The 24,367-nt window shown below is 29.8% G+C and carries 21 protein-coding genes and 1 tRNA gene; 13 read left to right on the top strand and 9 right to left on the bottom strand.

The features are described 5' to 3' along the window. Positions 1-10: 10 nt before the first annotated feature. Together Q1A46_RS15500 and Q1A46_RS15495 are read right to left on the bottom strand one after the other, a co-directional pair. Entirely contained in the window at positions 11-1,573 is a 1,563-nt protein-coding gene (locus Q1A46_RS15500) for a YdiU family protein (RefSeq protein ID WP_299680731.1), read from the bottom strand. A gap of 35 nt (positions 1,574-1,608) precedes the next feature. After that, the gene (locus tag Q1A46_RS15495) at positions 1,609-2,829 is read right to left on the bottom strand and encodes a bifunctional alpha/beta hydrolase/OsmC family protein (protein ID WP_299680728.1); all 1,221 of its coding nucleotides are present in this window, start codon (positions 2,827-2,829) and stop codon (positions 1,609-1,611) included. A 142-nt stretch (positions 2,830-2,971) separates the two neighbouring features. Here Q1A46_RS15495 and Q1A46_RS15490 point away from each other — a divergent pair, with 142 nt between their 5' ends. The 6 genes from Q1A46_RS15490 to nrdG are packed head-to-tail and all read left to right on the top strand — an operon-like array spanning position 2,972 to position 7,990. Continuing rightward, complete coding sequence (locus Q1A46_RS15490) at positions 2,972-4,645, top strand: AAA family ATPase (protein WP_299680725.1); 1,674 nt, start codon at positions 2,972-2,974, stop codon at positions 4,643-4,645. An 18-nt stretch (positions 4,646-4,663) separates the two neighbouring features. Then, positions 4,664-5,158, top strand: a complete 495-nt coding sequence (locus tag Q1A46_RS15485) for a hypothetical protein (RefSeq protein WP_299680722.1) — start codon at positions 4,664-4,666, stop codon at positions 5,156-5,158. A 10-nt stretch (positions 5,159-5,168) separates the two neighbouring features. Further along, complete coding sequence (locus Q1A46_RS15480) at positions 5,169-5,375, top strand: DUF2997 domain-containing protein (RefSeq protein ID WP_299680718.1); 207 nt, start codon at positions 5,169-5,171, stop codon at positions 5,373-5,375. 14 nt (positions 5,376-5,389) lie between these two features. After that, complete coding sequence (locus Q1A46_RS15475; protein WP_299680716.1) at positions 5,390-6,373, top strand: hypothetical protein; 984 nt, start codon at positions 5,390-5,392, stop codon at positions 6,371-6,373. A 14-nt stretch (positions 6,374-6,387) separates the two neighbouring features. Beyond that, positions 6,388-7,386 (top strand): helix-hairpin-helix domain-containing protein, encoded by a 999-nt coding sequence (locus Q1A46_RS15470; RefSeq protein ID WP_299680713.1) that lies wholly within the window; start codon positions 6,388-6,390, stop codon positions 7,384-7,386. Position 7,387: 1 nt separating this feature from the next. After that, the gene (gene nrdG, locus Q1A46_RS15465) at positions 7,388-7,990 is read left to right on the top strand and encodes an anaerobic ribonucleoside-triphosphate reductase activating protein (RefSeq protein WP_299680710.1); all 603 of its coding nucleotides are present in this window, start codon (positions 7,388-7,390) and stop codon (positions 7,988-7,990) included. 1 nt (position 7,991) lies between these two features. Here the strand turns inward: nrdG and msrA are convergent, their stop codons facing one another. Both msrA and msrB read right to left on the bottom strand, forming a co-directional pair. Beyond that, positions 7,992-8,522: a peptide-methionine (S)-S-oxide reductase MsrA gene (gene msrA, locus Q1A46_RS15460; RefSeq protein WP_299680707.1), complete on the bottom strand. Its 531-nt coding sequence runs from the start codon at positions 8,520-8,522 to the stop codon at positions 7,992-7,994. Next, a complete protein-coding gene (gene msrB, locus Q1A46_RS15455; protein WP_299680704.1) occupies positions 8,512-8,961 on the bottom strand; it encodes a peptide-methionine (R)-S-oxide reductase MsrB in 450 nt (149 codons plus the stop codon). Before msrB ends, msrA begins: the two co-directional genes overlap by 11 nt. Positions 8,962-9,048: 87 nt before the next feature. Between msrB and Q1A46_RS15450 the strand changes: the two genes are divergently transcribed. Together Q1A46_RS15450 and Q1A46_RS15445 are read left to right on the top strand one after the other, a co-directional pair. Then, entirely contained in the window at positions 9,049-10,263 is a 1,215-nt protein-coding gene (locus Q1A46_RS15450) for a Pycsar system effector family protein (protein WP_299680701.1), read from the top strand. A 121-nt stretch (positions 10,264-10,384) separates the two neighbouring features. Further along, positions 10,385-10,873, top strand: coding sequence for a hypothetical protein (locus Q1A46_RS15445; protein ID WP_299680698.1), 489 nt, complete (start codon positions 10,385-10,387; stop codon positions 10,871-10,873). Positions 10,874-10,924: 51 nt separating this feature from the next. Here the strand turns inward: Q1A46_RS15445 and Q1A46_RS15440 are convergent, their stop codons facing one another. Continuing rightward, positions 10,925-13,315, bottom strand: a complete 2,391-nt coding sequence (locus tag Q1A46_RS15440; RefSeq protein WP_299680695.1) for a GAF domain-containing protein — start codon at positions 13,313-13,315, stop codon at positions 10,925-10,927. A gap of 114 nt (positions 13,316-13,429) precedes the next feature. Further along, positions 13,430-16,234, bottom strand: coding sequence for an outer membrane beta-barrel protein (locus Q1A46_RS15435; RefSeq protein WP_299680692.1), 2,805 nt, complete (start codon positions 16,232-16,234; stop codon positions 13,430-13,432). Between the two features lie 428 nt (positions 16,235-16,662). Here Q1A46_RS15435 and Q1A46_RS15430 point away from each other — a divergent pair, with 428 nt between their 5' ends. From Q1A46_RS15430 to Q1A46_RS15420, 3 genes are all read left to right on the top strand, one after another. Continuing rightward, positions 16,663-17,022, top strand: a complete 360-nt coding sequence (locus Q1A46_RS15430; RefSeq protein ID WP_299680689.1) for a hypothetical protein — start codon at positions 16,663-16,665, stop codon at positions 17,020-17,022. Between the two features lie 23 nt (positions 17,023-17,045). Then, positions 17,046-17,885: a type IV pili methyl-accepting chemotaxis transducer N-terminal domain-containing protein gene (locus tag Q1A46_RS15425; protein ID WP_299680686.1), complete on the top strand. Its 840-nt coding sequence runs from the start codon at positions 17,046-17,048 to the stop codon at positions 17,883-17,885. 134 nt (positions 17,886-18,019) lie between these two features. Continuing rightward, a complete protein-coding gene (locus tag Q1A46_RS15420; RefSeq protein WP_299680684.1) occupies positions 18,020-18,727 on the top strand; it encodes an energy transducer TonB in 708 nt (235 codons plus the stop codon). A gap of 21 nt (positions 18,728-18,748) precedes the next feature. Here Q1A46_RS15420 and der read toward each other — a convergent pair whose 3' ends face one another. From der to era, 3 genes are all read right to left on the bottom strand, one after another. Next, positions 18,749-20,059: a ribosome biogenesis GTPase Der gene (der, locus tag Q1A46_RS15415; RefSeq protein ID WP_299680681.1), complete on the bottom strand. Its 1,311-nt coding sequence runs from the start codon at positions 20,057-20,059 to the stop codon at positions 18,749-18,751. Between the two features lie 83 nt (positions 20,060-20,142). Beyond that, positions 20,143-21,699, bottom strand: coding sequence for a choice-of-anchor I family protein (locus tag Q1A46_RS15410; protein WP_299680678.1), 1,557 nt, complete (start codon positions 21,697-21,699; stop codon positions 20,143-20,145). A gap of 92 nt (positions 21,700-21,791) precedes the next feature. Continuing rightward, entirely contained in the window at positions 21,792-22,673 is an 882-nt protein-coding gene (gene era, locus Q1A46_RS15405) for a GTPase Era (protein WP_095069344.1), read from the bottom strand. 122 nt (positions 22,674-22,795) lie between these two features. On the opposite strand from era, the gene Q1A46_RS15400 reads away from it, so the two are divergent. Both Q1A46_RS15400 and Q1A46_RS15395 read left to right on the top strand, forming a co-directional pair. Then, a tRNA-Met gene (locus Q1A46_RS15400) sits at positions 22,796-22,868 on the top strand. Between the two features lie 111 nt (positions 22,869-22,979). Next, positions 22,980-24,293: a site-specific integrase gene (locus Q1A46_RS15395; RefSeq protein WP_299680669.1), complete on the top strand. Its 1,314-nt coding sequence runs from the start codon at positions 22,980-22,982 to the stop codon at positions 24,291-24,293. Positions 24,294-24,367 lie beyond the last annotated feature (74 nt).

Raw genomic sequence — 24,367 nt, 5'->3', positions numbered from 1 at the left:
AATTCTTCAATTAAGAACTACATGATAGCATAGAACAACCTATTTTATGTCGAGCCCAATCTGGTCGCTTAGCAAACCATTTTTCATATTCAGGTTGATCTTCGTAAGGTTTCTTTAGCATTTGATATAATTCGTCAATTAATTCATAATTTCCTTTATCAGCATCATCGATAGCTAATTGTGCCATGTAATTTCTTAGTACATATTTTGGATTAACTGAATTCATTTTAGTTTTTCTTTCATCATCTTCAATAGTTTCATTTTGCAATGCTTCAATGTAACTATTCATCCAATCATTCCACTGCGATAAAACCTCTCCTTGTAAAGCTTCTTCGTTATAAAATGCATATGTTATTTTTTCGATAGCTTTAGCAGTTGAATCACTTTTTGAAATTGAAGCTAAATTTCTAAAGAAGATAGTATAATCTGTTTCTATAAGTTGTAAAGCTTTTTCTAAAGATGAAATAAGTTCAACATAATCTCCATTGATAGAAAGACCAAGTTTTTGCATCATCATTTTAGAATATTGCTCAATATACAACCCTTCAAAAGTATCTAGAACTTCTTCAAGCGGTTCTACTTCATTAATCAAAGGATATAACGCATTTGCCAATTTGAATAAATTCCACATACAAATGTAGGGTTGATTACCAAATTTGTAACGTCGATGTTGTGCATCAGTAGTATTTGGAGTCCACTCATAATCAAAATCTTCTAACCAGCCATACGGACCATAATCAATAGTTAATCCTAAAATAGACATGTTATCAGTATTCATTACACCATGCACAAAACCAACTCGTTGCCAGTGGACTACCATTTCAATAGTTCGATCTCTAATTGCAGTTAGAAAATCAAGATATTTTTGTTTTCCTTCTGAAGTAATTTCAGGATAGAAATGTTTGATGGTATAATCTGTAAGTAATTGTAGTGTTTCATGATTCTGACGAGCTGCTAAAATTTCAAAATTGCCAAAACGGATAAAACTAGGTGCAACTCTAGACACTACAGCACCTTTTTCGTAAGCCGGATTTCCATTATACATTACATCACGTAACACTTGATCCCCTGTTAAACTCAACGATAAAGATCGCGTAGTTGGAACGCCTAAATGATGCATAGCTTCGCTACACAAATGTTCACGAATAGAAGAACGAAGTACAGCCAATCCATCTGCCGTTCTAGAATATGGAGTTTCACCAGCACCTTTTAATTGCAATGCCCAATGTTCATTATTATGATCAATTTCAAAAAGGTTAATCGCTCTACCATCACCTAATTGTCCAGCCCAATTCCCGAATTGATGTCCACCATAACACATGGCATACGGATGTGTATTTTCTAAAACTTTATTTCCAGTAAAAATCGACAAAAACTCATCCGATGTTGTGTCTTCTTTAGTCAAACCTAAATGTTCAAGTAAAGTTTCAGAAACGTGTAAAAGTTCTGGTTTTACTGTTTTTTTAGGTGTAACATAAGAAAAGCAAGCATCAACAACTTGCCTTCTTGTGTTTTCTAAAGTTTTATCTGCTGGAAGCGAATCGCTAAATGTATTGTTAATATTAAAAATCATAGATTTTTATTGAAATAATACATAAAGATACTTCTTTAATCTATTAAACTAGATTCAAAATATGCTTTGTTTTCTAAAGTTTTATGAACCGGACATTTTGCAGCGATTTCTAATAAACGAGCTCTTTGTTTTTCATCTAAATCACCAACCAGTTTTATTTTTTTAGTAAAATGATCATGCCTGTTGATTCCTTCTGAAGTTATTCCTAATTCTTCACTAGATTTTTTTACACGAGTAACATACACAAATACCTCTTGTAAATCCCACTGTTTTCTATTTGCGTACATTTTAAGTGTCATCGTAGTACAAGCAATTAAAGCAGCATTAAGATAATCGAAAGGAGAAGGACCAAAATCGTCTCCACCAACACTAGCAGGTTCATCTGCAATTAAACTGTGGTTACTAGTTTGAATTTTTGTTGTAAAATTATCTTCAATTAAATTCAAATGGCCAACAGCTTGTTCTTGAGCTGAGTTTAAGTTTACTTTTACTTTTTTAGGGAAATAACGTTGTACCCAAGCTCCAATAACATTACCTGCATATTTACTATCTTCTGGGTTGGTTAACAAATGATCTGCATTGTCTAACGTTACAAAACTTTTTGGATGATGTGCGTTATGGTATATTTTCTCAGCATTTTTAATACCTACAACAGTATCTATTGGTGAATGAAGAATTAAAATTGGTTTTCTTAATTTTTTTACAATACTTGGTAAATCTGTTTTCGTGAAATTATCAACAAACTCTTTATTAATTTTAAAAGGTCTTCCTCCAATATTCACATTTACCTCTCCTTTTTGTTCTACTTCGTGAATTCCGTGAGAGAATAAATGCGTTACATGTTCTACATCTGCTGGTGCGCCAATTGTTGCTATAGCTTTTACTGAAGTTAATTCTGCTGCTGCAGTAAGTACAGCCGCACCACCAAGAGAGTGCCCAACTAATAAAGAAGGAGCTTCGAAATTAGTGTTCATATATTCACTTACCGCAATAAGATCGGCAACATTTGCTGAAAAATGGCTTTCATGAAATTCACCTTCACTTTTACCTAAACCTGTAAAATCGAAACGAACAACTCCAAAACCATAATTTGTAAGTGTTCTACTGATATTTTTTACTGCACTTAAAGAGCTAGTACATGTAAAACAATGAGCAAAAATGGCAAAGAAATCAGGTTTTTGATTTGCTGGTAATTCTAAAAAAGCATTTAAAATTTGTCCTTTACTATTAGGTATTTTCAGTTTAGATCTTTTCATGAAGTAATATTTTATTTACAAGTTTTATGTCGTTATCCGTTTTCAATTCTTACGAAAGAAATGGTTTGAAAAAGATATTGATATTCCTTTTAAAATAAATTCTTATTAAGTAGTTTTATAGCAGAATCAACAAAAAAATGCAATGAAATCACAATACCTCCAGTTTGAACAATCTTTAGCGAATCATATTAAAGCTCGATTCCCAATACTATATATTACTACTTGGGAAGAAGAAAGGCTTATTGAATTAATTGATCAAATGGTTAATGAAAAAGATCATTTTAAATTTAGAAAAGAAGTTTTTCAATGGAGTGTTACCAAAGGAATTGAAAAGAATGGAAAAGTCGTAAAATCAGATTTAAAGAATTCTATAAGTGTATTAGAATATATTGAAAACTATAAAGATGATGCGGTTTTCATTTTAAAAGATTTGTATTTTGATTTAAAGAGATGTTGTGAAAATCATCCAAATCAAATCCTAATTAGAAAAATTAAAGATTTGGTTTATCAACTTAAAATGTCAGAATATTCCAAAACAATTATCATTATCGGACATGATATTTTTGTTCCAGATGATCTGTCAAAACAAATTTGTTTGATGGATTTTGAATTACCAAATAATGAGGAAATTCAGAAAGTTTACAAGAATATCATTGATACAAATAAGGATAATAAAAAATTAAAGCTTCGAGTTGATAATGAAGACTTAAAAAAATTAAGTGATGCTGCATCAGGACTAACTTTACACGAAGCTGAAAATGCATTGGCTTTAGCTATCACGAGAGACGGTACTTTAAGTCTAAGTGATATTGAAGCAATAAAAGAAGAAAAAAAACAACTAATAAAAAGATCTGGTATTCTTGAATTTTTATCTCCAAAAATAGATATGAAAAGTGTTGGAGGTTTAAATAATATTAAAAATTGGATATATAAAAGGTCTAATTCTTGGGGGAGTGTAGCAAAACAATATAATCTTCCTTCGCCCAAAGGAGTATTAATTACTGGAGTTCCAGGTTGCGGAAAATCGTTAATAGCAAAATCATTAAGTTCCGAATGGAACTTACCTTTATTAAAGTTTGATGTTGGAAGTGTTTTTGGTGGAATTGTTGGAAGTAGTGAAGCTAATATGAGAAAGGTAATTCAAACTGCAGAAGCAATTGCGCCTTGTGTACTATGGATTGATGAGATTGAAAAAGGATTCACAGGAATTGGTTCTTCTGGAGATAGCGGTACTTCAACTCGTATTTTTGGAACTTTCTTAAGTTGGATGCAGGAAAAGCAAAAATTTGTTTTTGTTGTTGCAACAGCTAATAAAATTGATTTATTGCCTCCTGAATTAATGCGAAAAGGACGTTTTGATGAAATCTTCTTTGTTGATTTACCAACTAAAGTTGAAAGAGCAGCAGTTTTTAAAGTGCATTTGCGTAAAAAATTAAAGAATAAAGAAGTTTTAGAAGCTGATTTTAGCGAGCAGGAATATCTTGATATTCTTGTAGAAAAAACAGAAGGTTTTACTGGAGCTGAAATTGAACAAGTAGTAATTTCTGCATTATTCGAAGCTTTCGATCAACGAAGAAAACTAACCTTTCAAGATTTTGAAAAATCTATTAATAATACAGTTCCTTTAAAGGTAACTCAAGCAGAAAATATTGAGGCAATTCGACAATGGGCAAATGTTAGAGCTGTATCAGCAACAACGATAAATGACAATGAATTTATAGAAGAAGCAGTAGTTGTTCATGAAGATGGTTTTGATGATTTTAAACCAACTCCAAATAGTCAGCCACGAAGAGGAGGTAGAACAATAGATTTTTAAAAAGAAAAAGTATTTATAATGAGTGTAGTAGTCGTAATCGGAGGAGCAAGTGCTCTTTTAGGAGCAGCAGGAGTATCTGTTGGTAGTATCGCTGTAGGAGCTGTTGCTGAACAATTGTTATCAAATCTTGAAACCAAAACTTCAACTATAAATAACACTGTAATTTATCCCTCTATTTTTAGAAAGATAAACATTGTTAAATCTGCATTAAATAATTTATCAAATAATGCGAGATTGAATGTTAAAAACCACGTTTTGTCGGAAATTGATGATGTACAAATAGAGTGTGTATTTAATCCTAATCGTAAAGCTATTGATATGTTTTTTATTGGAGCAAATAAAGAAAAAGCTCAAGAATTAGTATCGCAAATAGAAACGGAGTATGGTAATGTTATTCAAGAATTGGTATATAAGAAATTAAAAAATGATGCTGACTCTAAAGGTTTAACTCTAGAATCAGAAGAATTAACAGAGAATAAATCTATAGTACTTACTTATAATATCAATCAATAATTGCTCAGTAATGAAGAAAATCATAATAGAAATAACAAAAAGTGGAGCTGTAAAAGCAAAAGTTGAAGGAGTAAAAGGAAAAAGATGTTTAGAATATATAAGTGTATTGGAAGATTTGATTGAAGGAGAAACATTAGAACATGAGCTTACTCACGAATTTCATGAAGATCAGATTGAAGTCAAGGAAGAAAATAAATTGTCAAACAACAATAAATAGGTGTTACTTGTAAAATGAAAAAGTTAAAATTAGTAGCTATAATTGCTATTTCTATAGTCCCTGTTTTTAATAGTATTGTTGCTATTGGTTACGGAGTTTTTATAAAGAAATTTTCTGCAGCGATTTACGCTGCCTTATTTTTAATAGCTTCAGTAGTTCTTTTAGAGTTAGATTCTTATGAAACAAATCAACATTTGGTAAAAACTCATGAAGTAGAAAGAATAGAAGATTTAGAGGTGTTTTATTTTGATGATATTTCTATACGTTTTCCACAATATAGTTTAACTACTACTCAACTGTCAGATGGTTATCATGAAGAAGTTAAGTTAAACGAAGGAAAGAAGTTTGTTCATAAAATTACAGCCTTAGGAGGGAAGTTTAAATCCTATTCTATTATAGATCAACAAGGAAACTTAGTTGAAGATAGATTAAAGAAATTACATCAACAACAATTAAAAAACTACGAAAAAGACCATCCTAATAAAAAAGTGGTTTTTCAAGATATAGTTTATCGTTCTTACTATGGAACAATAGCTCCTTTTATCATCATAATTTCTATGATTCATTGCTTTTTTACATTGAGAAGAAGGAAAGAAGATGAAGTGGTAACTACGAGTAACAATTCACTAAGTATCGAACCATCAAAAGAAGTCGAAATGATTGTAGAGAATGAAGTAAATGCAAACTTAGAGGTTGAAGAGTTAATCCAGAAGAGTGAAAATGACTTAAATGTAGAGTTGAAATTATTAGATGTAAATAAAGCAAATGATGTGCAGTTTGCTCAACTAAAAGCTATATCTAAAATTCAAGCTGTATACCTTGTTAAAGAAAGAGATGAGAATGGAAAATATATAAATCTTTCTAATTTCTTTGATAGAAATTCTGTTTCTGAGAAACTTCAAAATGAATTAAAAGAATTTCTTTTTGTTGAAAAGAATATAACAGATGATAATGCTTCTGATTCAAATGAACGAAGAGGTAGAGTGTTAGATTTTTAATATTAACTTTTGTTATGTGTTTAATTGCAATTATCATTTTTGTCCTAGCTTTTGTACCATATGCAAATGCAATTGTGGCAATTTTCTTCTCTTTATTCAGTGGTAGTTATAAGTTGATTTTAGGAACTGTTTTATTATTTTCGGCTTACTATTTTACGGTTCAAATAGATGAAAAAACGAATGAAGACTATATGAAATCGTTCTATAAGGTAGACAATGTAGAGGATTTGGAATTCTTTTATGGAAACGACTATTTTTCAACGATAAATCCAAAGTATTCTTTAGTAACTACTGAATTAAATAATGGGCATCATGAATTTGAAAAAGATAGTAATAATGTAAAAACAATTCATAAAATTGAAGTAGAATCTGGAGTGTTTACTTCATATTTTATTACCAATAAAGTTGGTGATACATTAGAAAATCATTTAGATAAGTTATATCATTTACAAGTTGCCAATTATGAAAGAGATAATCCTGGTAAAAAGGTAATTCTTGATTTTCCTGTTCGAAAAGAAGGGTTCTTTAGGTATGCTCGAAGAATTATTTACGTACTATGTATTTTGGCGGTGTTTTATTCATTTTTCTCAGTTGAAACTGCTCAGACCTACGTTGAATCATTAAAAGATATTTCGAAAAAAAGACCATCATTTTTTAATAATGAAAAGAGATTAGATACGAATAATTTGTTAGATGATGTAATCAATGAAGCTGATGAAAATAATACTGAAATCAGTATTGAAAATGAAGTTAGCTTATTAGAAGTTAATCGTGCAGGCGAGGAAGATTTTGCAACATTATCAGGGATTTCAATGGTACAAGCTAAATATTTGGTAAAGGAAAGAGAAGATAATGGGAGGTATAGCTCTTTGGAAAATTTCTATACTAGAAACGATATTTCTAAAAATATTCAAGAGAATATTAAAGCAAAAATTACGTGTGATGAAATAGAAAATGAAAAACCCAAGGACACTTCGAGAAAAAGATTTAGAGGAAGAAGGTTAGAGTTATAGTATGGTTTTAAATATTCATAAATATATCACTTCTTCAGAGGTTGAAGGTCCAGGAAAACGTTTTGTTTTATGGGTTCAAGGATGCAGCATACAATGTGAAAATTGTTTTGTTCCTCAAACTTGGAATAGAAAAGAAGGAACAGAAATTAAAGTTGATGAATTGTATGATATTATAGTAAACGTAAAAGAGGATATTGAAGGGATAACTGTTTTTGGAGGAGAGCCCTTTGATCAACATGAAGCACTGTATTCATTAATTAAAAAAATTAAGAGCCAAACTAAATTATCTGTAATGATTTTTAGTGGTTACACAATTGAGCACATTAGAAGGAGAAAGGAAATAACAAATCATTTACTGCTGGAACTATGTGATATTTTTGTTGATGGACCCTATATAGAAAAGTTACACGATTTATCCCGTCCATGGTCGGGCTCAAGTAATCAACGATATTTCTTTTTTACCGATCGATATAAAGAATTGGTTAAGAAGCTCAATATTAAAAACAAGCTAACCATTACCATACAAAATACGGGTGAAGTTGTTGTTAATGGTATAGCTCATAAAGATTCTATAAGGTATTTAGAAAATTTAATTTCAAATTGAATTACTTCAGCTTATCAGCATATAATTTTCTAAGCTTAGAAAGCTTTGGCGTAATCACAAAATTGCAATATCCTTGTTCTTTGTTGTTTTCGTAATAGTTTTGATGATAATCTTCTGCTGCATAGAAAATTGGCATTTCACTCACTTCAGTAACTATTGGATTATCAAAGTAAGGTTGTACTTGTTTAACCACTTCTTCGATAATGCTTTTCTCTTCTTCATTCTGATAGTAAATAACAGAACGATATTGAGTGCCAACATCTGCTCCTTGACGATTTAACGTTGTAGGATCGTGAGTGGTCATAAAAATGATTAAAATTTCTTGAAAAGAAATTACATCAGGATGATAAGTAATCTGAATTACTTCAGCATGTCCTGTTAAACCAGAACAAATTTCTCTGTATGTCGGATGTCCAGGAGCGTTTCCACCTGCATAACCAGAAACTACTTTTTCAATACCTTTAATTTGATTAAAAATGGCTTCAGTACACCAAAAACATCCACCACCAACTGTAGCTATTTTAGTTTTCATCGTCTAATTGAATTGATAAAGAATTTACACAATAACGCAAACCACTAGGTTCTGGTCCGTCAGGAAAAACATGACCTAAATGAGAATCACAAGTATTACAAACAATCTCAACACGAATCATTCCATGTGAAGAATCTTTATGATACTTAATAGCGTTCTCCTGTATTGGCTGATTAAAACTAGGCCAACCAGAACTAGAATCAAATTTTATTGAAGAATCAAATAAAGGAGTGCCACAGCAAGCACAACTATATTTTCCTTCAGTAAACGAAGTACAGTGTTCTCCACTAAAAGGTCTTTCAGTTCCTTTTAATCGAGTAATCTTAAATTGTTCAGGAGAAAGGATTTCTTTCCATTCCTCATCAGTTTTTTCAACTCTCTTGTCAGGAGTTGGATTACCATTAACGGTAAAGTGTATAATATTTTTCCAAGTAAGCATAATTATTATGTCGAAATAATACAAGAATCCTTGCGTTATAAAAATTGATAAAGTTTAGTTACTTTTACTAAACTAAATTACGGATTTATGAGCACTCTCCTAGAAAAAGCAGAAAGTTTTGTGATGAATACTTTAAATGAAAAACTAGACAAGAAATTAGTTTATCATAGCTTATCACATACACTTCGAGTAGTAGAAAAATCTTCTGAATTGGCAGAAGAAGCAAAGCTATCTGAAACAGATAAAGAGTGTTTGGTTATTGCTGCTTGGTTTCATGATACAGGTTTTACTGTAGACCCTAACAATCATGAAGAGGAAAGTACGATTATTGTATCTGATTTTTTATCTAAAGAAGGAGTAGAAGAGGAGAAAATTAAAGCCATTAAAGGGACTATTTTAGCAACTAAAATGGATGTTGAACCTGTTTCTGAATTAGAAAAATTACTAAAAGATGCCGATTGTTCTCATTTAGGAAGTAAAAATTATAATGAGTTTTCTCAATTGCTTCATAAAGAAATGGAGTTATTATCTGATTCCAAAATTAAAGATACAGATTGGATAAAAAAGAATATTGATTTTTTAACTAACGGACATCGTTTTTATACAGATATTGCTGTAAGAAAATGGGAAAAGCAAAAATCAAAAAATTTAGCACAGCTTTTAAAAACTGAGAAAAAAATCAAGCAAGAACAAAAGAAATTATCTCAGAAAAAAGAAGAACTTCAGTTAAAAAAAGATAAAGTTGAGTTACCTGAAAGAGGAATTGAAACGATGTTTCGTGTTGCATTGAGAAATCATATCACACTAAGTGATATTGCTGATACGAAAGCCAATATTTTACTTTCTGTAAATGCAATTATTATTTCTATGGCATTATCTACATTAATTCCAAAATTAGATAATCCTTCTAATGGGTATTTAATAGTACCAACAATTATTTTCGTTGTTTTTACTGTAATCTCTATAATTCTTTCCATATTAGCAACACGACCTAATGTTACTCAAGGAAAGTTTACAAAGGAAGATATTGCAAACAAGAAAGTAAATCTGATTTTCTTTGGCAACTTTCATAAAATGAGTTTGCAAGAGTTTGAATGGGGTATGAGTGAAATGATGAAAGATCGTGATTATTTATACGGGTCTTTAACGAAAGATTTATATTTCTTAGGATTAGTTTTAAATAGAAAATATAGCTTATTACGCACTACTTACACCGTATTTATGATAGGAATTATTGTAAGTGTTATTGCTTTTGCAGTAGCTTTTTATAATCAAAGTGCGGGGGTTGTTCCGGCTGCTTAATTCCTTGTTAATAGATAGTTTAAAGGAAAATTTTCTTTTAAGCTAAAAATATTTTGAAAAATGATAGGGTAAATTTCTATTGAATTGTATTACATGAGTAATAATTTAAAAAATAATTCTCATGAAATTTATCAAAAATCTATTAGTAATTAATTTAGCATTAATCTTATTTGTTTCTTGTAATGATGACGATTCTGATGTTGTAAATCCAGATAATGGTTCTGCGACTTGTGAAAAAGTTGACTTTACAATTTCTGAAAATGTTGGATTAGATTTAAAATTCGAAGCAGAAAAGAAAGATGGATACACATATACTTTTCAGGTAAATCAAAAAGATGCAACAGGTAAAACTGAAGAGTCAAAAGATACAAGTAAAGGAGAAAGTTCATTTGTTTGGGGAATTGGAGAAGGAGAGTATACTGTTTGTTTAACTGTAGCAATTGCAAACAACGATTGTACTCCAGATAAAACGTGTAAAACATTAATTGTAACTGCGAAAAATGTAACTGATTTTAATAAGCCAGAAACTGAGAAAACAGTTGTTTTTAAAGATAATGATGGTAATTATAAATTAAGATTCTTGGACAAAGACGGAAAAGAAGTAAACTAAAATAAAAAGAGCCTCAATATTGAGGCTCTTTTTATTTTATATAGTTGTTTATTATATTTTTTTAATCAATTCATCAATAGATAAAGAAGATTTTGAGTTCTCTTCTTCATTATATTTAACTTCTACTCGAATAGCTTTCAATCCAGAAACTCCTTGTAAATCTTCTAATTCTAAAATCTCTACTTTTCCTAATTGGTTTTTAGATTGTAAATACTTTATATATTTTAAGTATTCTTGTGCATCTTTATCTTGAGAATAAACAATGGCTATTTTTCCAGGAGTTGTTAAACGTTCTGTAGTACCTTTTATGTGTGCTTTATCGATTCTCTTTTTTATGATTTCATAACGAATGTTGTAAGCACCATCTACATCAAATTGCTTTTCATCCATTCTAAATTCAATAGCTAAAGGATTGCTATGAACTAAAATTAATGATGCAACACGTAAGTCATGATCCAAATCTTTTCTCAAGTTATAAGCAACATTTTCCATTTCGTAAGTGGTTTGCAATTGCCATAATCTTAAATTATAAAGATATAAAGGATCGTACTTTTTTTCTTTTGTAATCGATTGTCCGATATACAAATTATATTCTACACCATCTGTTTTGTAACGTTCAAAATAATGTGGGAATATCTTTTGAGCTTCCTCTTGTTTCTTATCGATAAACTTAGCTAGTTTGTCATTAAGTTTAGTAACACTATTTTCATAGTCTTTTCTCTTTTCGTAAACAACTTGAAGATTGTTGTCTAACAATCCTAAGTAATCATTTACAACCTGTGTAAGTTCGTCGTTGATTTCTTTGATATGATTAAAAACAGGATAAATATCACGTTTCAAAAAGTCTAAAATAGCAACTTCATCGCCAGCCTTCATTCCTTTTTCAACTTCAACTAAATAATCTTCTACACGATACATTAATTCATCATATATCGGTAAGTTTTCTTTTAAACAAGCTTCTCTTAAAACATGGATTGCAGATTTTAACTGCTTTGTTAAATCTTGTTTAATGGCTAAATTTCTTGCATGAGAAGAACCTTTAATGTCTGATTGTCCGTACAATGGATAAACATCGTTAAAAGTGATCTTTTCGATTTTAGCATCTTCTTCCTGATCTAAAAGTGCATTTTGATAGTTTTCAGCAGCTTCGTAAAAACGCCATTTAACAGCAGGATGGATAGAAGTATAGTATTCTTGAATGGTTGCTTCAAGAATATTCATGTATTCTTCTGAATTACGTTCTGCAGCAGCTTGAAAAACAGGAATAATATCTTTAAGTTTCTGTTTATTAACAGAGTTTAATTCATAAGCTCTAGGTGAAGCAATTTCTATAAGAACTAAATCTTGATTGGTACTGTTCTTAATTGGGATAAGAATAATACTACCAATTTCTCGATTTTCTAAGTTTTTTGAAAATTTATTTCCACCAGATAAATCGTGATAATTCTTAGCATCAGAAATTACGATACTCTCGTTTTCTCTGAAAATTTTACTAATTAAATGATTGCAAAAATATTCATTACAAGTAATTTGAGTTTCTTGATTAAGAAGTATGCTTTCCGATCTTTTTACTTTTACTTTTCCTTCGGAAATATTACTGATGTCAAAAACAGAATATCCAACTTTTAAGTCTTTAATAGTATAAAAATCTCGTAAGTTATCTCTTAATTTTTCTGTCATGCTTTGATCTTCTCTCCTAACGAGATTGTCGCGAATAGAAGTGATAGTTTCATCTGCAGTAACATCAAAAAGATTCATAATACCAAACCCTTTAAAAATATAGGAGTTTGGTGGAAATTTTTCTTTCCAAATTTCAATATTATCAAAATTATCTAATAATAATTTAATATCGTCTTCAGTAATCTTTGGAGCATTTTCAGTAGGAGTAATGTCCATAAAATCACCATTAAATGCTACTCTATAATGTTTAGTAAAATCGCTAGTTTTATCTGGAATATCAAAATAAAACGGACGTTTTAAATCTACATGATAATTGTATATATATGATAAAATTAAAGTACAAGCATAAATGTACATAGCATCTTGCTCGAAATTACGAACTACAAATTCATAGTCGTCACCAGCATTGGTTAAAATATTTTCAAAACGTTCAGTAAACTTAAAACAAGTAAATGAAAATGGAACTGTAGCAGCTTTTATTTCGTTTGTACTTAATATTTCAGGAAATAAAGGATCTAAAACTAAGTTGATAATGTCTTCATGTTTCTGAAGTAATGAGAAATCTGAAAACCCATTAATAAGCTCAGGAATTTTGTCAATTTCCTCAACCATATGTTTTGCCGCTTCATGAAAAGGATGTGTTTTGTATTGATTATCAGTGTACTTTTCAAAAAGGTCGTATACCATTTTAAAACTGATATTAATATGTAGCGGTAATTCTAAATCAACGTTATCGTGAAAGCTTCTAATGGTCATCTTCATCTCTTTTTTGTAATTGCAAAATTACGAAATGTATTTTTTAGTCGTATTGATCTATGACAACTTGCAGATTTAAAATAAAAAAAGCCATCTTTTAAGATGACTTTTTGTTGTGTTTTAATGGAATCCGTAATCTCGAACTTCTCCTTTTTTTCCTAAGCTATTAAATTTCCAACTAAATCCAAGCATAAAATATTGTTGTAGTACGGTACTTTCTGAGTCTTCAACATAATTTCCAACAACAGTTCTTCTGGCATTTGTATTCTGATTTAATACATCATAAGCTTTTAAAGTAATTGTACCTTTATCTTTTAATATTGAATACGATAGAGTAGAGTTCCAGAACCAGGCTGATCTATTAAATCCAATAACATTTGGGTTAAAAGTGTAACGCACATCATTTCTCCATTCTAATTTTTTAGGTACACTAGTTCTTGTTCTTATACGAAGTGAATGTCTAGTAAAGTTTTGATCTGCAATATTATTAGCGTTAAAACGAGTGTTAGTAAAAGCAATTTCATAGTTAGGTTCTATAACTATCTTTTTCTTCCAGTTAAACTCAAAACCTAATCGAGGAGTAATAGCGTTAGTTTTTGTTGTGTTTTCTATTTCATTTAAAATATTTAAACTTTTAGAAGCATTAAATCTTAATCCAGTTCTAATATTAAATGTTGACACAGAATCTAATTTAATTCCTCTATTGTAGCTACCTCCTCCATAAAAACTGTAAACTCCATCTGCGTTTTCATATGTAGTTGTTCTTACTAAGTCGTCTCCAATTGTTGTTTTACTTACAATTTGATTGTTTGTAATATCTCCACCTCCCCAGAAGAAGAATCCAGTTCTTTTTTGCCAGTTGTACTTATTAAAGTTTGCAAAAACTCTGTGATTTTGACTTGGTCTAAGGTTTGGGTTACCAGTTACAATATTAGATGGATTAGATACATCTGTGAAAGGTTGTAATTGTGTTATCCCAGGAGCGTTATTATCTAAATTATATCCGATATAAACTCTAGCTTTAGATGGAAATCTATAACGCATACTAGCATCAACAGTAACGTTATTAAAGTCTTTATTTAAACTTAAATTAGGTCTTAAAACATCTTGATTTTCTAAAGTTCTTATTGTTTGACCGATATCGAAATCTAAATTAAATGATTTTGTGTCGTATGTAATTCCAACTAATGGAGTTTTTGTAATATCATTAAATGTAAAGTTGGTACTTAAATCAGTGTTGAAATTTGTAAAATCTTGTGTTGCATTATCAAAATCAAAAGTACTTTCAACTCTAGTCCTTTCGTCTATTCTATAACGATAATTTAAATTAATGAATAACTTTTTAGCGATAATTGGTTGACGATACGATAAACGAGTTCTAAATCCATTTAAATCACTCGTAATATCAGTTTTTTGATCTCGTATTTCAGTGTTAGCATTTGTTCCAAAAGTCTCAATTGTTGAGTTATTAAAATCTTCTCCTTCAGTTTGATCAATTTGATTTGTAATAGAGGCTTTAATAAAACCACCTTTGTTACCGAACTTTTTAGTAATGTCGATTCTGTTTTGAAAGTTTTTAGCTTCTGAAGTAGAAAATGAATTACTAGAAAACCTGTTTGTAAGTGCTCTATTTTCATCTAATGTTTCATCCGATTGAGTGAAGTTTGAACTTCTATCATTAAACGTAAAACGAGGTGTAACATTAATTAAAAACGTAGAATCTATTTCAATATCTAAATCAGCATCGAAATTATGATTGTCATTTTCTGTAGTGCTGCTAGAATTTGAATTTGTAAAATAACGAAGTTCTCTAGTTTGAGTAGGATCATTTTCATCTTGTACTTGAACAGTATATTCTCTATTACTTCTATTTATGTTCTCTGAATCACTACCAGAATAAAAGTAATTTGCATTAAGATCAACTCCTTTTCCATATTCATCGGCATAAGTTGCTCCACCAGTTCTAGAGGTTATAATACCTTGTCCGCCTCCAAAATTTCTACCTCCAACAGAAAATTGTCCATTTCCAAAGAAGCTTACATTATTAGAATTACCAAACATTTTGGTGATTTCACCAAAACTAAATCCAGGAGAGTTAATGTTATTTGTTCCAGCTAAAACACTAAAACGAGTATTATTGTCGAATCTATTTACAATAGTAGCAGCTTCATAACGTTCGTCTGTTCCACCACCAGCTGCAACTCTACCAAACCAACCTTTGTTGTTTTCTTCTTTAATGGTAAGATTAATGGTTTTATTATTAGCATCTCCTTTTTCACCAGAGAAAGCTTCAGACTTAGATTTAGTATCTGTGATTTGAACTTTTTCAATAATTTCTTTAGATAAATTCTTAGTGGCAATTGTAGGATCGTTTCCAAAGAAAGGTTTACCATTTACTAAGATTTTATTTACAGGTTTTCCGTTAACTGTAATTTGACCTTCTTCGTTAACCTCAACTCCTGGTAGTTTCTTTAATAAATCTTCCACATTAGCATCTTTCTTTGTCTTAAAAGATTTTACATTAAACTCTAATGTGTCCTTTTTTATGGTAATTGGAGCTCTTGATTTTACAACGACTTCATTTAGTAGATTAGATTCTTCTTTTAATAAAATTGTACCTAAGTTAATATTAGATTCCTTGTCTAATACAATCGCCTTTTTGTATTCATCCATTCCAATGAATGAAATGAATAACTTCACATTTTTATTATATACTTTTCCTTCTAGTGAAAAATTACCTTTGTTATCAGAAATTGTATACGATAAAACGGTGCTATCCTTTTCTTTTTCTAAATGAATTGTTGCCGCTTCAATAGCTGTTTTTTCCTTTTCAGATTTAATAGTACCTGATATTTTAAATTTGTATGATTGAGCATACATACTACAGGATAGTATTAAAGCAATAATTAACAATGTTTTTTTCATATGTCCCCTTTTATTTTAAAGTCGCCAAAAATATTAGACTCTTTTCAGATGGAAAAACGAAATGTAGTGAAATGTATATTTTATGTGGTTAATTGTAATGTTTCTCAATTTCAAAAATCATAAACACTGATTTTGAATATATTGAAAAACAATTTTTTCATAACATTTTATTCTTACCAATAAATTCTCGACAAAAAAACGAAAAAAACTAACGATATAAAGTTAATATAAGTTAACAATGGTTAAGAAGTGTTAATTTTTGAAAAATCAACACTTAAAATTCCATATATTTAAAAATAATGTTAAAAAAAGGTGTTTTCCTGAATTTTTACAGATTTTTCACTGTTTTTATTGAAAATATTTTGAATAGATGGTGTAAGGCACTATATTTATACCCTGAATTTTTAATAACAAAATATCCCCCCCTTATGAAAATTTTGTTTATTTCTATATTGACTTTATTTTTATCTACTTCGGTTTTTTCTCAATCTGAAAAAGATTACACGACTACATTAGAGTTAATTAAAAAAGCTCTCAATGAAAAAAAATCATCATTAATTCACGAAAAATTTGATGCTAAACTAAAAGGAAAATGGAGTCCTGATAAGTTTGGGAAAATGGTAGACAGTTTACATAAAGATAAAGGTAAAATGTCGACTTATGAGTTGATTATGGAAGATGAAAAAGAGAAAAACTTTCTAGTTGAATTTGAAAATGGTTCAATGTTGGTTTTACTCTATTTATCCAAAGATGGAAAAATTACAAGCTTCCAAATTAAAGACTATTAATACTTAAGTACAAACACAACATCATGAGAAAAATATTTAAAAATATAACCCTTTCTGTTTTTTTAATGTTAACCGTTAATTTAAGCCATAGTCAGAGTGAAAAATATGGAGCACTTACCTATAATAAAGCTGTTAATATTTCAGGAAAGCAAAGAATGTTAACGCAAAGAATGGGTAAAATTTATTTATACCTTTTAAGTAATCCAAATGATTTTAAAGCAAAAAAAGATTTAAAAATAACTAAGATAATATTTGAAAAACAAAATAATATTCTTGATAAAAATACTGAAGCTCCTTTAACAAAAGAACGTATTAAAGAAGTGAAAGATACTTGGGAAAAGTATAAGAAGTTCTTAGCATCTGAACCAAATAAAGACGATGCTGTTAAAATTATTAATACCAATTCTACAATTTTAAAATATGCTAATAATGTTGTAAATGCTATTATTTTAGAATCTAAAGGAAAAACAAATTCGAATGATTCTTTTGTGAAAGAAGAAGATTCAGAATTAAAACAGATTATTAATAAATCTGGGAGGCAGCGTATGCTTTCGCAACGATTAGCTTTGTATTATTTTGCTAATAAACCAGAATTAAAAACACCTAAAAGTGAAAGGAATTTAAAAAGTGTATATACAGAATTAGATAATGCTTTAAATGATTTACTAATTTCTAGTTTTAATAATGATAGAATAGATGAAGCTTTAGGAGATGTTTCAGCATTATGGGAAAGTGTAACATCTAATTCAGATAGATTGTTTAAGCAAGGTTATGAAGATGCTGAAATGTATAAGTTAAGTAATCAATTAACTAAAACTTTTAACAAAATAACCAATTTGTACGAAAAAGTACGAATTGAATAAAGTATAAACTGAGAACATTAATTAAATATGTGTGGAACTTAAAAGACTATTACGTGAATAACTAAAAGTCTTATGAATTTGGTAGTGTTTTAAAAATACCATCTTATTAGTTTAAAAATCATACCCCCAATATTATGAAACTTAAGAACTATTTAGCTATTTGTTTTGTTTTTGTTTACACGATAGCAAATGCACAAAACAATGTTTGTACTTCTCCAGAAAATCAAATAGAAGATTTAAACAGTATAGGGAAATGCGCTATAGAAAAGTTTAAAAAATCAAACGAGAAAGAGTATTTAACAGTTTCTACTCGAAGCAGAGTAGTACGAAGAAGAAATACTCCTAACATTTTAAAAATTAAGAAGAATTTAAAGGCTATTTCTAAACAGAAAACTATCGTAGAAAAAAAGGAAACCTTAAAAAATAACTCTAAAGATGCTATTTTAAAAGGGAGAACTTCAGAAGAAGTGTTACTTAAAAATTATATTAGGTTCGATCAAGTTACAGACAAACCTGTGTTTATTACATGTTCTGATAATACTATTTACAATAAAGAAGAGTGTATTAAAGAAACTATATTAAATAATATTTTAGAAAATCTTATTTATCCATTTGATGCAGCCTCGGAAGGAATTGAAGGTAGAATTTGGGTGCGATTTATTGTAGATAAAGAAGGTTATGTAAAAAATATAACGACTTCTGGTCCTGATAATGCTGAATTATTAGAAAAAGAAGCCGAAAGATTAGTTACTTTATTACCTAAGTTTATTCCTGGTAAACAAAATGATGCTTTTGTTAACGTAGAATATTTTATACCAATTGATTTTGAGTTAGAAGACTAAAAATTAATTAGTAATGTTATATTATTTCTGTCTGAAATAAATACTTATAGGCACACCGTTAAAATTATAATGTTCACGTAATTGATTTTCAACAAATCTACGATACGGATCTTTTATATACTGTGGCAGATTCGCAAAAAAGGCAAACTGAGGCGTATGCGTTGGTAACTGCATACAGTATTTAATCTTAATAAACTTACCTTTTGTAGCTGGAGGAGGAGTTTGTTGCATAATCTCCAACATAGTTTCGTTAAGTTTACTCGTTTGTATTTTACGTTTTCTGTTTTCATGAACTTCAACAGCCGTTTCTATAGCTTTAAAAATTCTTTGTTTTGTTAAAGCAGAGATAAATACGATCGGAACATCTGTAAAAGGTTCTATTGTTTTACGTATTTTATTTTCGAAATCACGCATAGTATTGGTTTCTTTATCAACCAAATCCCATTTGTTAACTAAAATAACAACACCTTTTCTGTTTTTTTCAGCAAGCCAAAATATCTTTTCATCTTGTCCTTCAAAACCACGAGTTGCATCTACCATAACAATTGCGATATCACAATATTCAATGGCTCTAACAGCACGCATTACAGAGTAAAATTCTAAATCTTCTTTAACTTTCGATTTCTTTCGAATTCCTGCAGTATCAACTAAATTGAATTCAAAACCGAAACGATTGTATTTTGTATCAATAGAATCTCTAGTAGTTCCAGCAATATTTGTTACAATATTTCTGTCTTCACCGATTAATGCGTTGATAAAAGAAGATTTACCTGCATTTGGTCTACCTACTACAGCAAAACGTGGTAATTCATTTTCTGTTTGTTCTTCTTCTACAGGTTCAGGAATTTCTTCAACAATTGCATCTAATAAATCACCAGTTCCACTTCCGTTAACAGATGAAATAGTGTGATAGTCACCTAAACCTAAGTTGTAAAATTCAACAGCATCAGCAGCACGCATGGCGTTATCTACTTTGTTTACTGCGATAAATAAAGGTTTATCTACTTGGCGTAAAATTTTAGCAACAGCATCATCCATTGGAGTAATACCTTGTTCTACATCTACAACAAATAAAATAATATCAGCTTCATCTATAGCCAATTGTACTTGTTTTCTTATTTCTCCTTCAAAAATATCATCTGATCCTACGATGTATCCACCAGTATCAATTACAGAGAATTCTTTTCCATTCCATTCAGATTTTCCATAATGACGGTCTCTAGTTACACCGCTTACAGAATCTACAATGGCTTCTCTTCTTTTAATTAATCTGTTGAATAATGTAGATTTACCTACATTAGGTCTTCCTACAATGGCTACAATACTATTCATGCTGCAAAGGTAGCGTTTCTATAAAATAAAACAACTATTGAAGAGAATCAATAGTTGTTTTTTATGAATACGTAAATTAGTTCTTATTTTACATTCTGATAGATACTTACAGTTCCACTATCTTCATTCGAAACAAGTACTAAGTCTTTTCCATTAGGACTGTCTGCTGCAGGAATAACTAACAGACCTTCTGGTGCTTCGTCGCCTTCGTGAGATAAAATTGATAAAAATGTTGGTGCAGTAGGTGTTGTAATATCATAAACTAATACCTGATCAGTTCTTTCTAATCCAACAAAAAGAATATATCTTTCATTACCTATGTTTAATACTTCTACCGCTTCTGGTTCTGCACCTTTGTCATCGCTTCTTTTATCTTCATCATTAAATCTAGCAGGAGTTAATTCCAAAGTTTTACTAGCAATACTGTTACCACTATCGTAAACTAAAGTTCCGTTTTCAGACCAAATACTGAAAGAACGAGCACCGTAAGAATATAACTTGTCATAATCGCCATCACCATCGGTATCACCTAAATCTAATGCAATTTTTAATCTACCTAAATCTTCTTCTTTTTGTAAATCAGCAGCGTTAGGAAAAGCAGTTGGATCTAAATCAATTTTCTTGATTCTTTTTTCGTTTACAAAAACATCTTCATCATCGTCTTCAGTATCTGTTCCTTTATCGTCAATGTATTCTCTAGCATCACCTTCGTTAGCTGAGATAATATATCCAACTCCATTTATATTTACGTAAGTAATTGCATCTGGTTGATACATTCCGTAAACCGGAACACTTCTTAATTCAGTTTTACCATCTTCATTACTAGGATCGATTTCGTTTCCTGCTTGGCTATAATCTTTAAAACCTAAAGGGTAAATTGCTTCAATAGATTTTGAAACTAAATTTATTTTAGCAATACCATTATTTTCCTGTAAAGAAACCCAAGCAGTTTTAGAATCATTTGAAATAGCAATGTATTCAGGTTCAACATCTGTAGCTAAATTCGCATTGGGACCAAATACTCTAAACCCATTGGCTTCTAAAGAAGCTTCTTGTCCATTAAATGCATTAAAATCTAATGTAGTTACTTGGCTGTTTTCAATATCAATAATACTCACACTACCTTCAGGATCATTTGTATACAAACCATTAGGTTCTCCTTCATTAGCACAAACTAATAATTTACCATCTTTAGAAAAAGTAACCATGTCTGGTAATGCTCCAACTGTGTAAGTATTAATTAAAGTATTATTTTCTGCATTATATAAAGCAATTTTCCCATTGTTTTGTTTTACTTCATCCTCTAAAGCAATAGCAATTTTACCGTCATAAGCAGAAATACTATTTGGAGCACCACTCATTACAGAAATAGAAGAAACTTGTTGAGGTGCAACTAAATTTTCAATATTATAAACAGAAATTTCTTTTGATTCAGCATTTACAACAAACAACTTTTTTGTTTTTTTATCGTATGCTGAAATTTCAGCAGCTCCTTCACCACCTACACTAATGGAACTTAAATATTGAAAATTCACAGTTGTATCTACTGGAGTAGGAACTGGATCTGTAGTTTTATCATCGTCACAACTCACTAAATTTAAAGCAAGCATTAACAATAAAGTTTTAAATAAATTTTTCATGGTTGATAATTTTGACAAAACTTATTTTAAAACTTTACTTAAAAGTTATGCGAAGTAAAAGAGTTTGTTAGATTAAACTTAAGAATGTTAAATTATTCTTTATAACCAAACCTTCTTAATTGTTTATCGTTTGAACGCCAGTTTTTATTCACCTTAACATAAAGATCTAAGAATATCTTTTTATCAAAGAAGTGTTGTAAGCTTTTTCGAGCTTCAGTACCAACACGTTTAATTGCTGTTCCTCTATGACCAATAATAATTCCTTTTTGTGTTTCTCTTTCTACCATAATTACAGCTCTAATTTTTATGATATTAGGTTCTTCCACAAAACTCTCAGTTTCTACTTCTACAGCATAAGGAATTTCTTTCTTGTAATGTTGTAAGATTTTTTCTCGAATAGTTTCGTTAACAAAGAAACGTTCGGGTTTATCTGTTAATTGATCTTTAGGATAAAAAGGAGGAGAGTCTGGTAATAACTCTATAATTTTATAAAAAACAGTTTCTACATTAAATTTTTCTAAAGCAGAGATCACATATACAAATGAATTTGGAACTTTCTTTTTCCAGTATTCGATTTTCTCTTCAACTTGTTCTTGACTAGAAGTATCAATCTTATTTAATAATAAAATGACAGGAATTTTGCTGTTAATTATTTTATTAAAAAAGGCTTCATTTTTTAACTCTTTCTCACCAACTTCAACCATGTAAATTAATACATCTGCATCATCAAAAGCAGCTTTAACAAAATCCATCATTGAATCTTGCAATTCATATGCTGGTTTTATAATTCCAGGTGTATCAGAAAAAACAATTTGATAATCTTCTCCATTTACAATTCCTAAGATACGATGTCTTGTAGTTTGAGCTTTAGATGTGATAATAGATAACTTTTCACCAACTAAAGCATTCATTAAGGTTGATTTTCCAACATTAGGGTTTCCGATAATGTTTACAAATCCTGCTTTATGTGTCATAGGTGCAAAGGTAAGTGTTTTTTATAGTGTTGATTATAAAATGCTCTTATAGTTTTTTGAAAAAAAAGTTAAAATAAATTTGGTAAAGTGTTTTTAAAGTCTGTATCTTTGCCGTCCAATATCGCGGGATAGAGCAGTAGGCAGCTCGTCGGGCTCATAACCCGAAGGTCACAGGTTCGAGTCCTGTTCCCGCTACAGAGCTTAAAGCTAATAAAATTAACGGATTGTTTATGGACAATCCGTTTTTTTATGCCTATAACTTCGTTACTTTTACAAACCGTAAACACTACCGTAAACGTTTTTGATATGAAACTGAATTTTTCAAGTCCCAAAATTTATACAGGAGGAGTGTTAATTTCCGAATGGTCAAAGTTATCTAAATTACAGAAAGAAGAAGCTTTGAATAAAGATTGGTTTGTTTATTATTCTTATAGAAATCCTAAAACTCAGAAGTTACAAAGACAGCCTTATATTAAAGCAGGAGTTAATAAATTAAAAACAAAGAGAGAGCGTATTGCGTTTTTGCGTACTATGCAAAAAGCATTGTTACAATTACTTCAAGCAGGATTTAACCCATATAAAGATAATTCAGCATTAGAAGCGGAATTGTTTAGTGATGCTAACGAAAATACTATTTCTAATGTTACTGCTGTTGAAGAAAAAATAACGCAAGAAAAAACGCAAAAAGTGCAAATTAATTCTGAAGCAATAACTGAGATTGAAGAAACTTCTATTGTTAGAGCCTTTGAATTAGGGTTGGGTTTAAAAGAAAAATTGATGAATAAAAACTCTTTTACTAAATACAAGAGTAGAATTAATCGATTTTCAAAATGGTTAAAAACTAAAGGATACGAAAAGCAATCTGTAAAATCTTTAGATAAAAAGTTGATTATTCAGTACTTAAATGAAGTTTTACAAAGCTCAAGTGCAAGAAATAGAAACAATACAAGAACCGATATAAGTTCGCTATTTCAGATTTTAGAAGATAATGAGATTATCAAAGAGAACTATGTTAAAAAGATTAATGTTTTAAAATCTATTCCTAAAAGAAACAAAACCTACACACCACAACTTCAAAAAGATATTTATAATTATCTAGAAAAAAATGATAGACATTTACTATTGTTTATTCAGTTTATCTCCTATAATTTTTTGCGCCCAATAGAAGTATGTAGACTTAGAGTAGAGGATATTGATATTAAAGATAAAAAGCTATATGTAAAAGCAAAAAATAGTCCTGTTAAAATAAAAATTATACCAGATATATTAATCAATCAATTACCAGACCTTACGACAAAAGACGGAAAATCATTTTTATTTACGCAAAATGAAATAGGAGGAGAGTGGGATATTGAAGAAGAAAATAAAAGAGATCATTTTACTAAGAGATTTAAAAAGATAAAAGAGTTTTTTAAGTTAGGAAAAGAATATGGGTTGTATAGTTTTAGGCATACGTTCATTACAAAACTATATAGAGAGTTACGAAAAACCTATTCTCCTTTTGAAACAAAAAGTAAACTAATGCTCATTACAGGGCATACTACCATAACAGCCTTAGAAAAATATTTACGAGATATAGATGCTGAATTGCCAGAAGATTATTCTTTATTGATAAAATAACAGAAAAAAATAAAGTTTTTTTGCAAAAAAGTGAGCTAGTTTATGCTAGGTTACTTTAGTCTTCGACTTATTAT

The organism is uncultured Tenacibaculum sp. (assembly GCF_947502995.1).
In the GTDB taxonomy this organism is placed as follows: Bacteria; Bacteroidota; Bacteroidia; order Flavobacteriales; family Flavobacteriaceae; genus Polaribacter.
The sequence above is the reverse complement of the archived record's forward strand: the minus strand, read 5'-3'. Positions and strand labels throughout refer to the sequence as shown.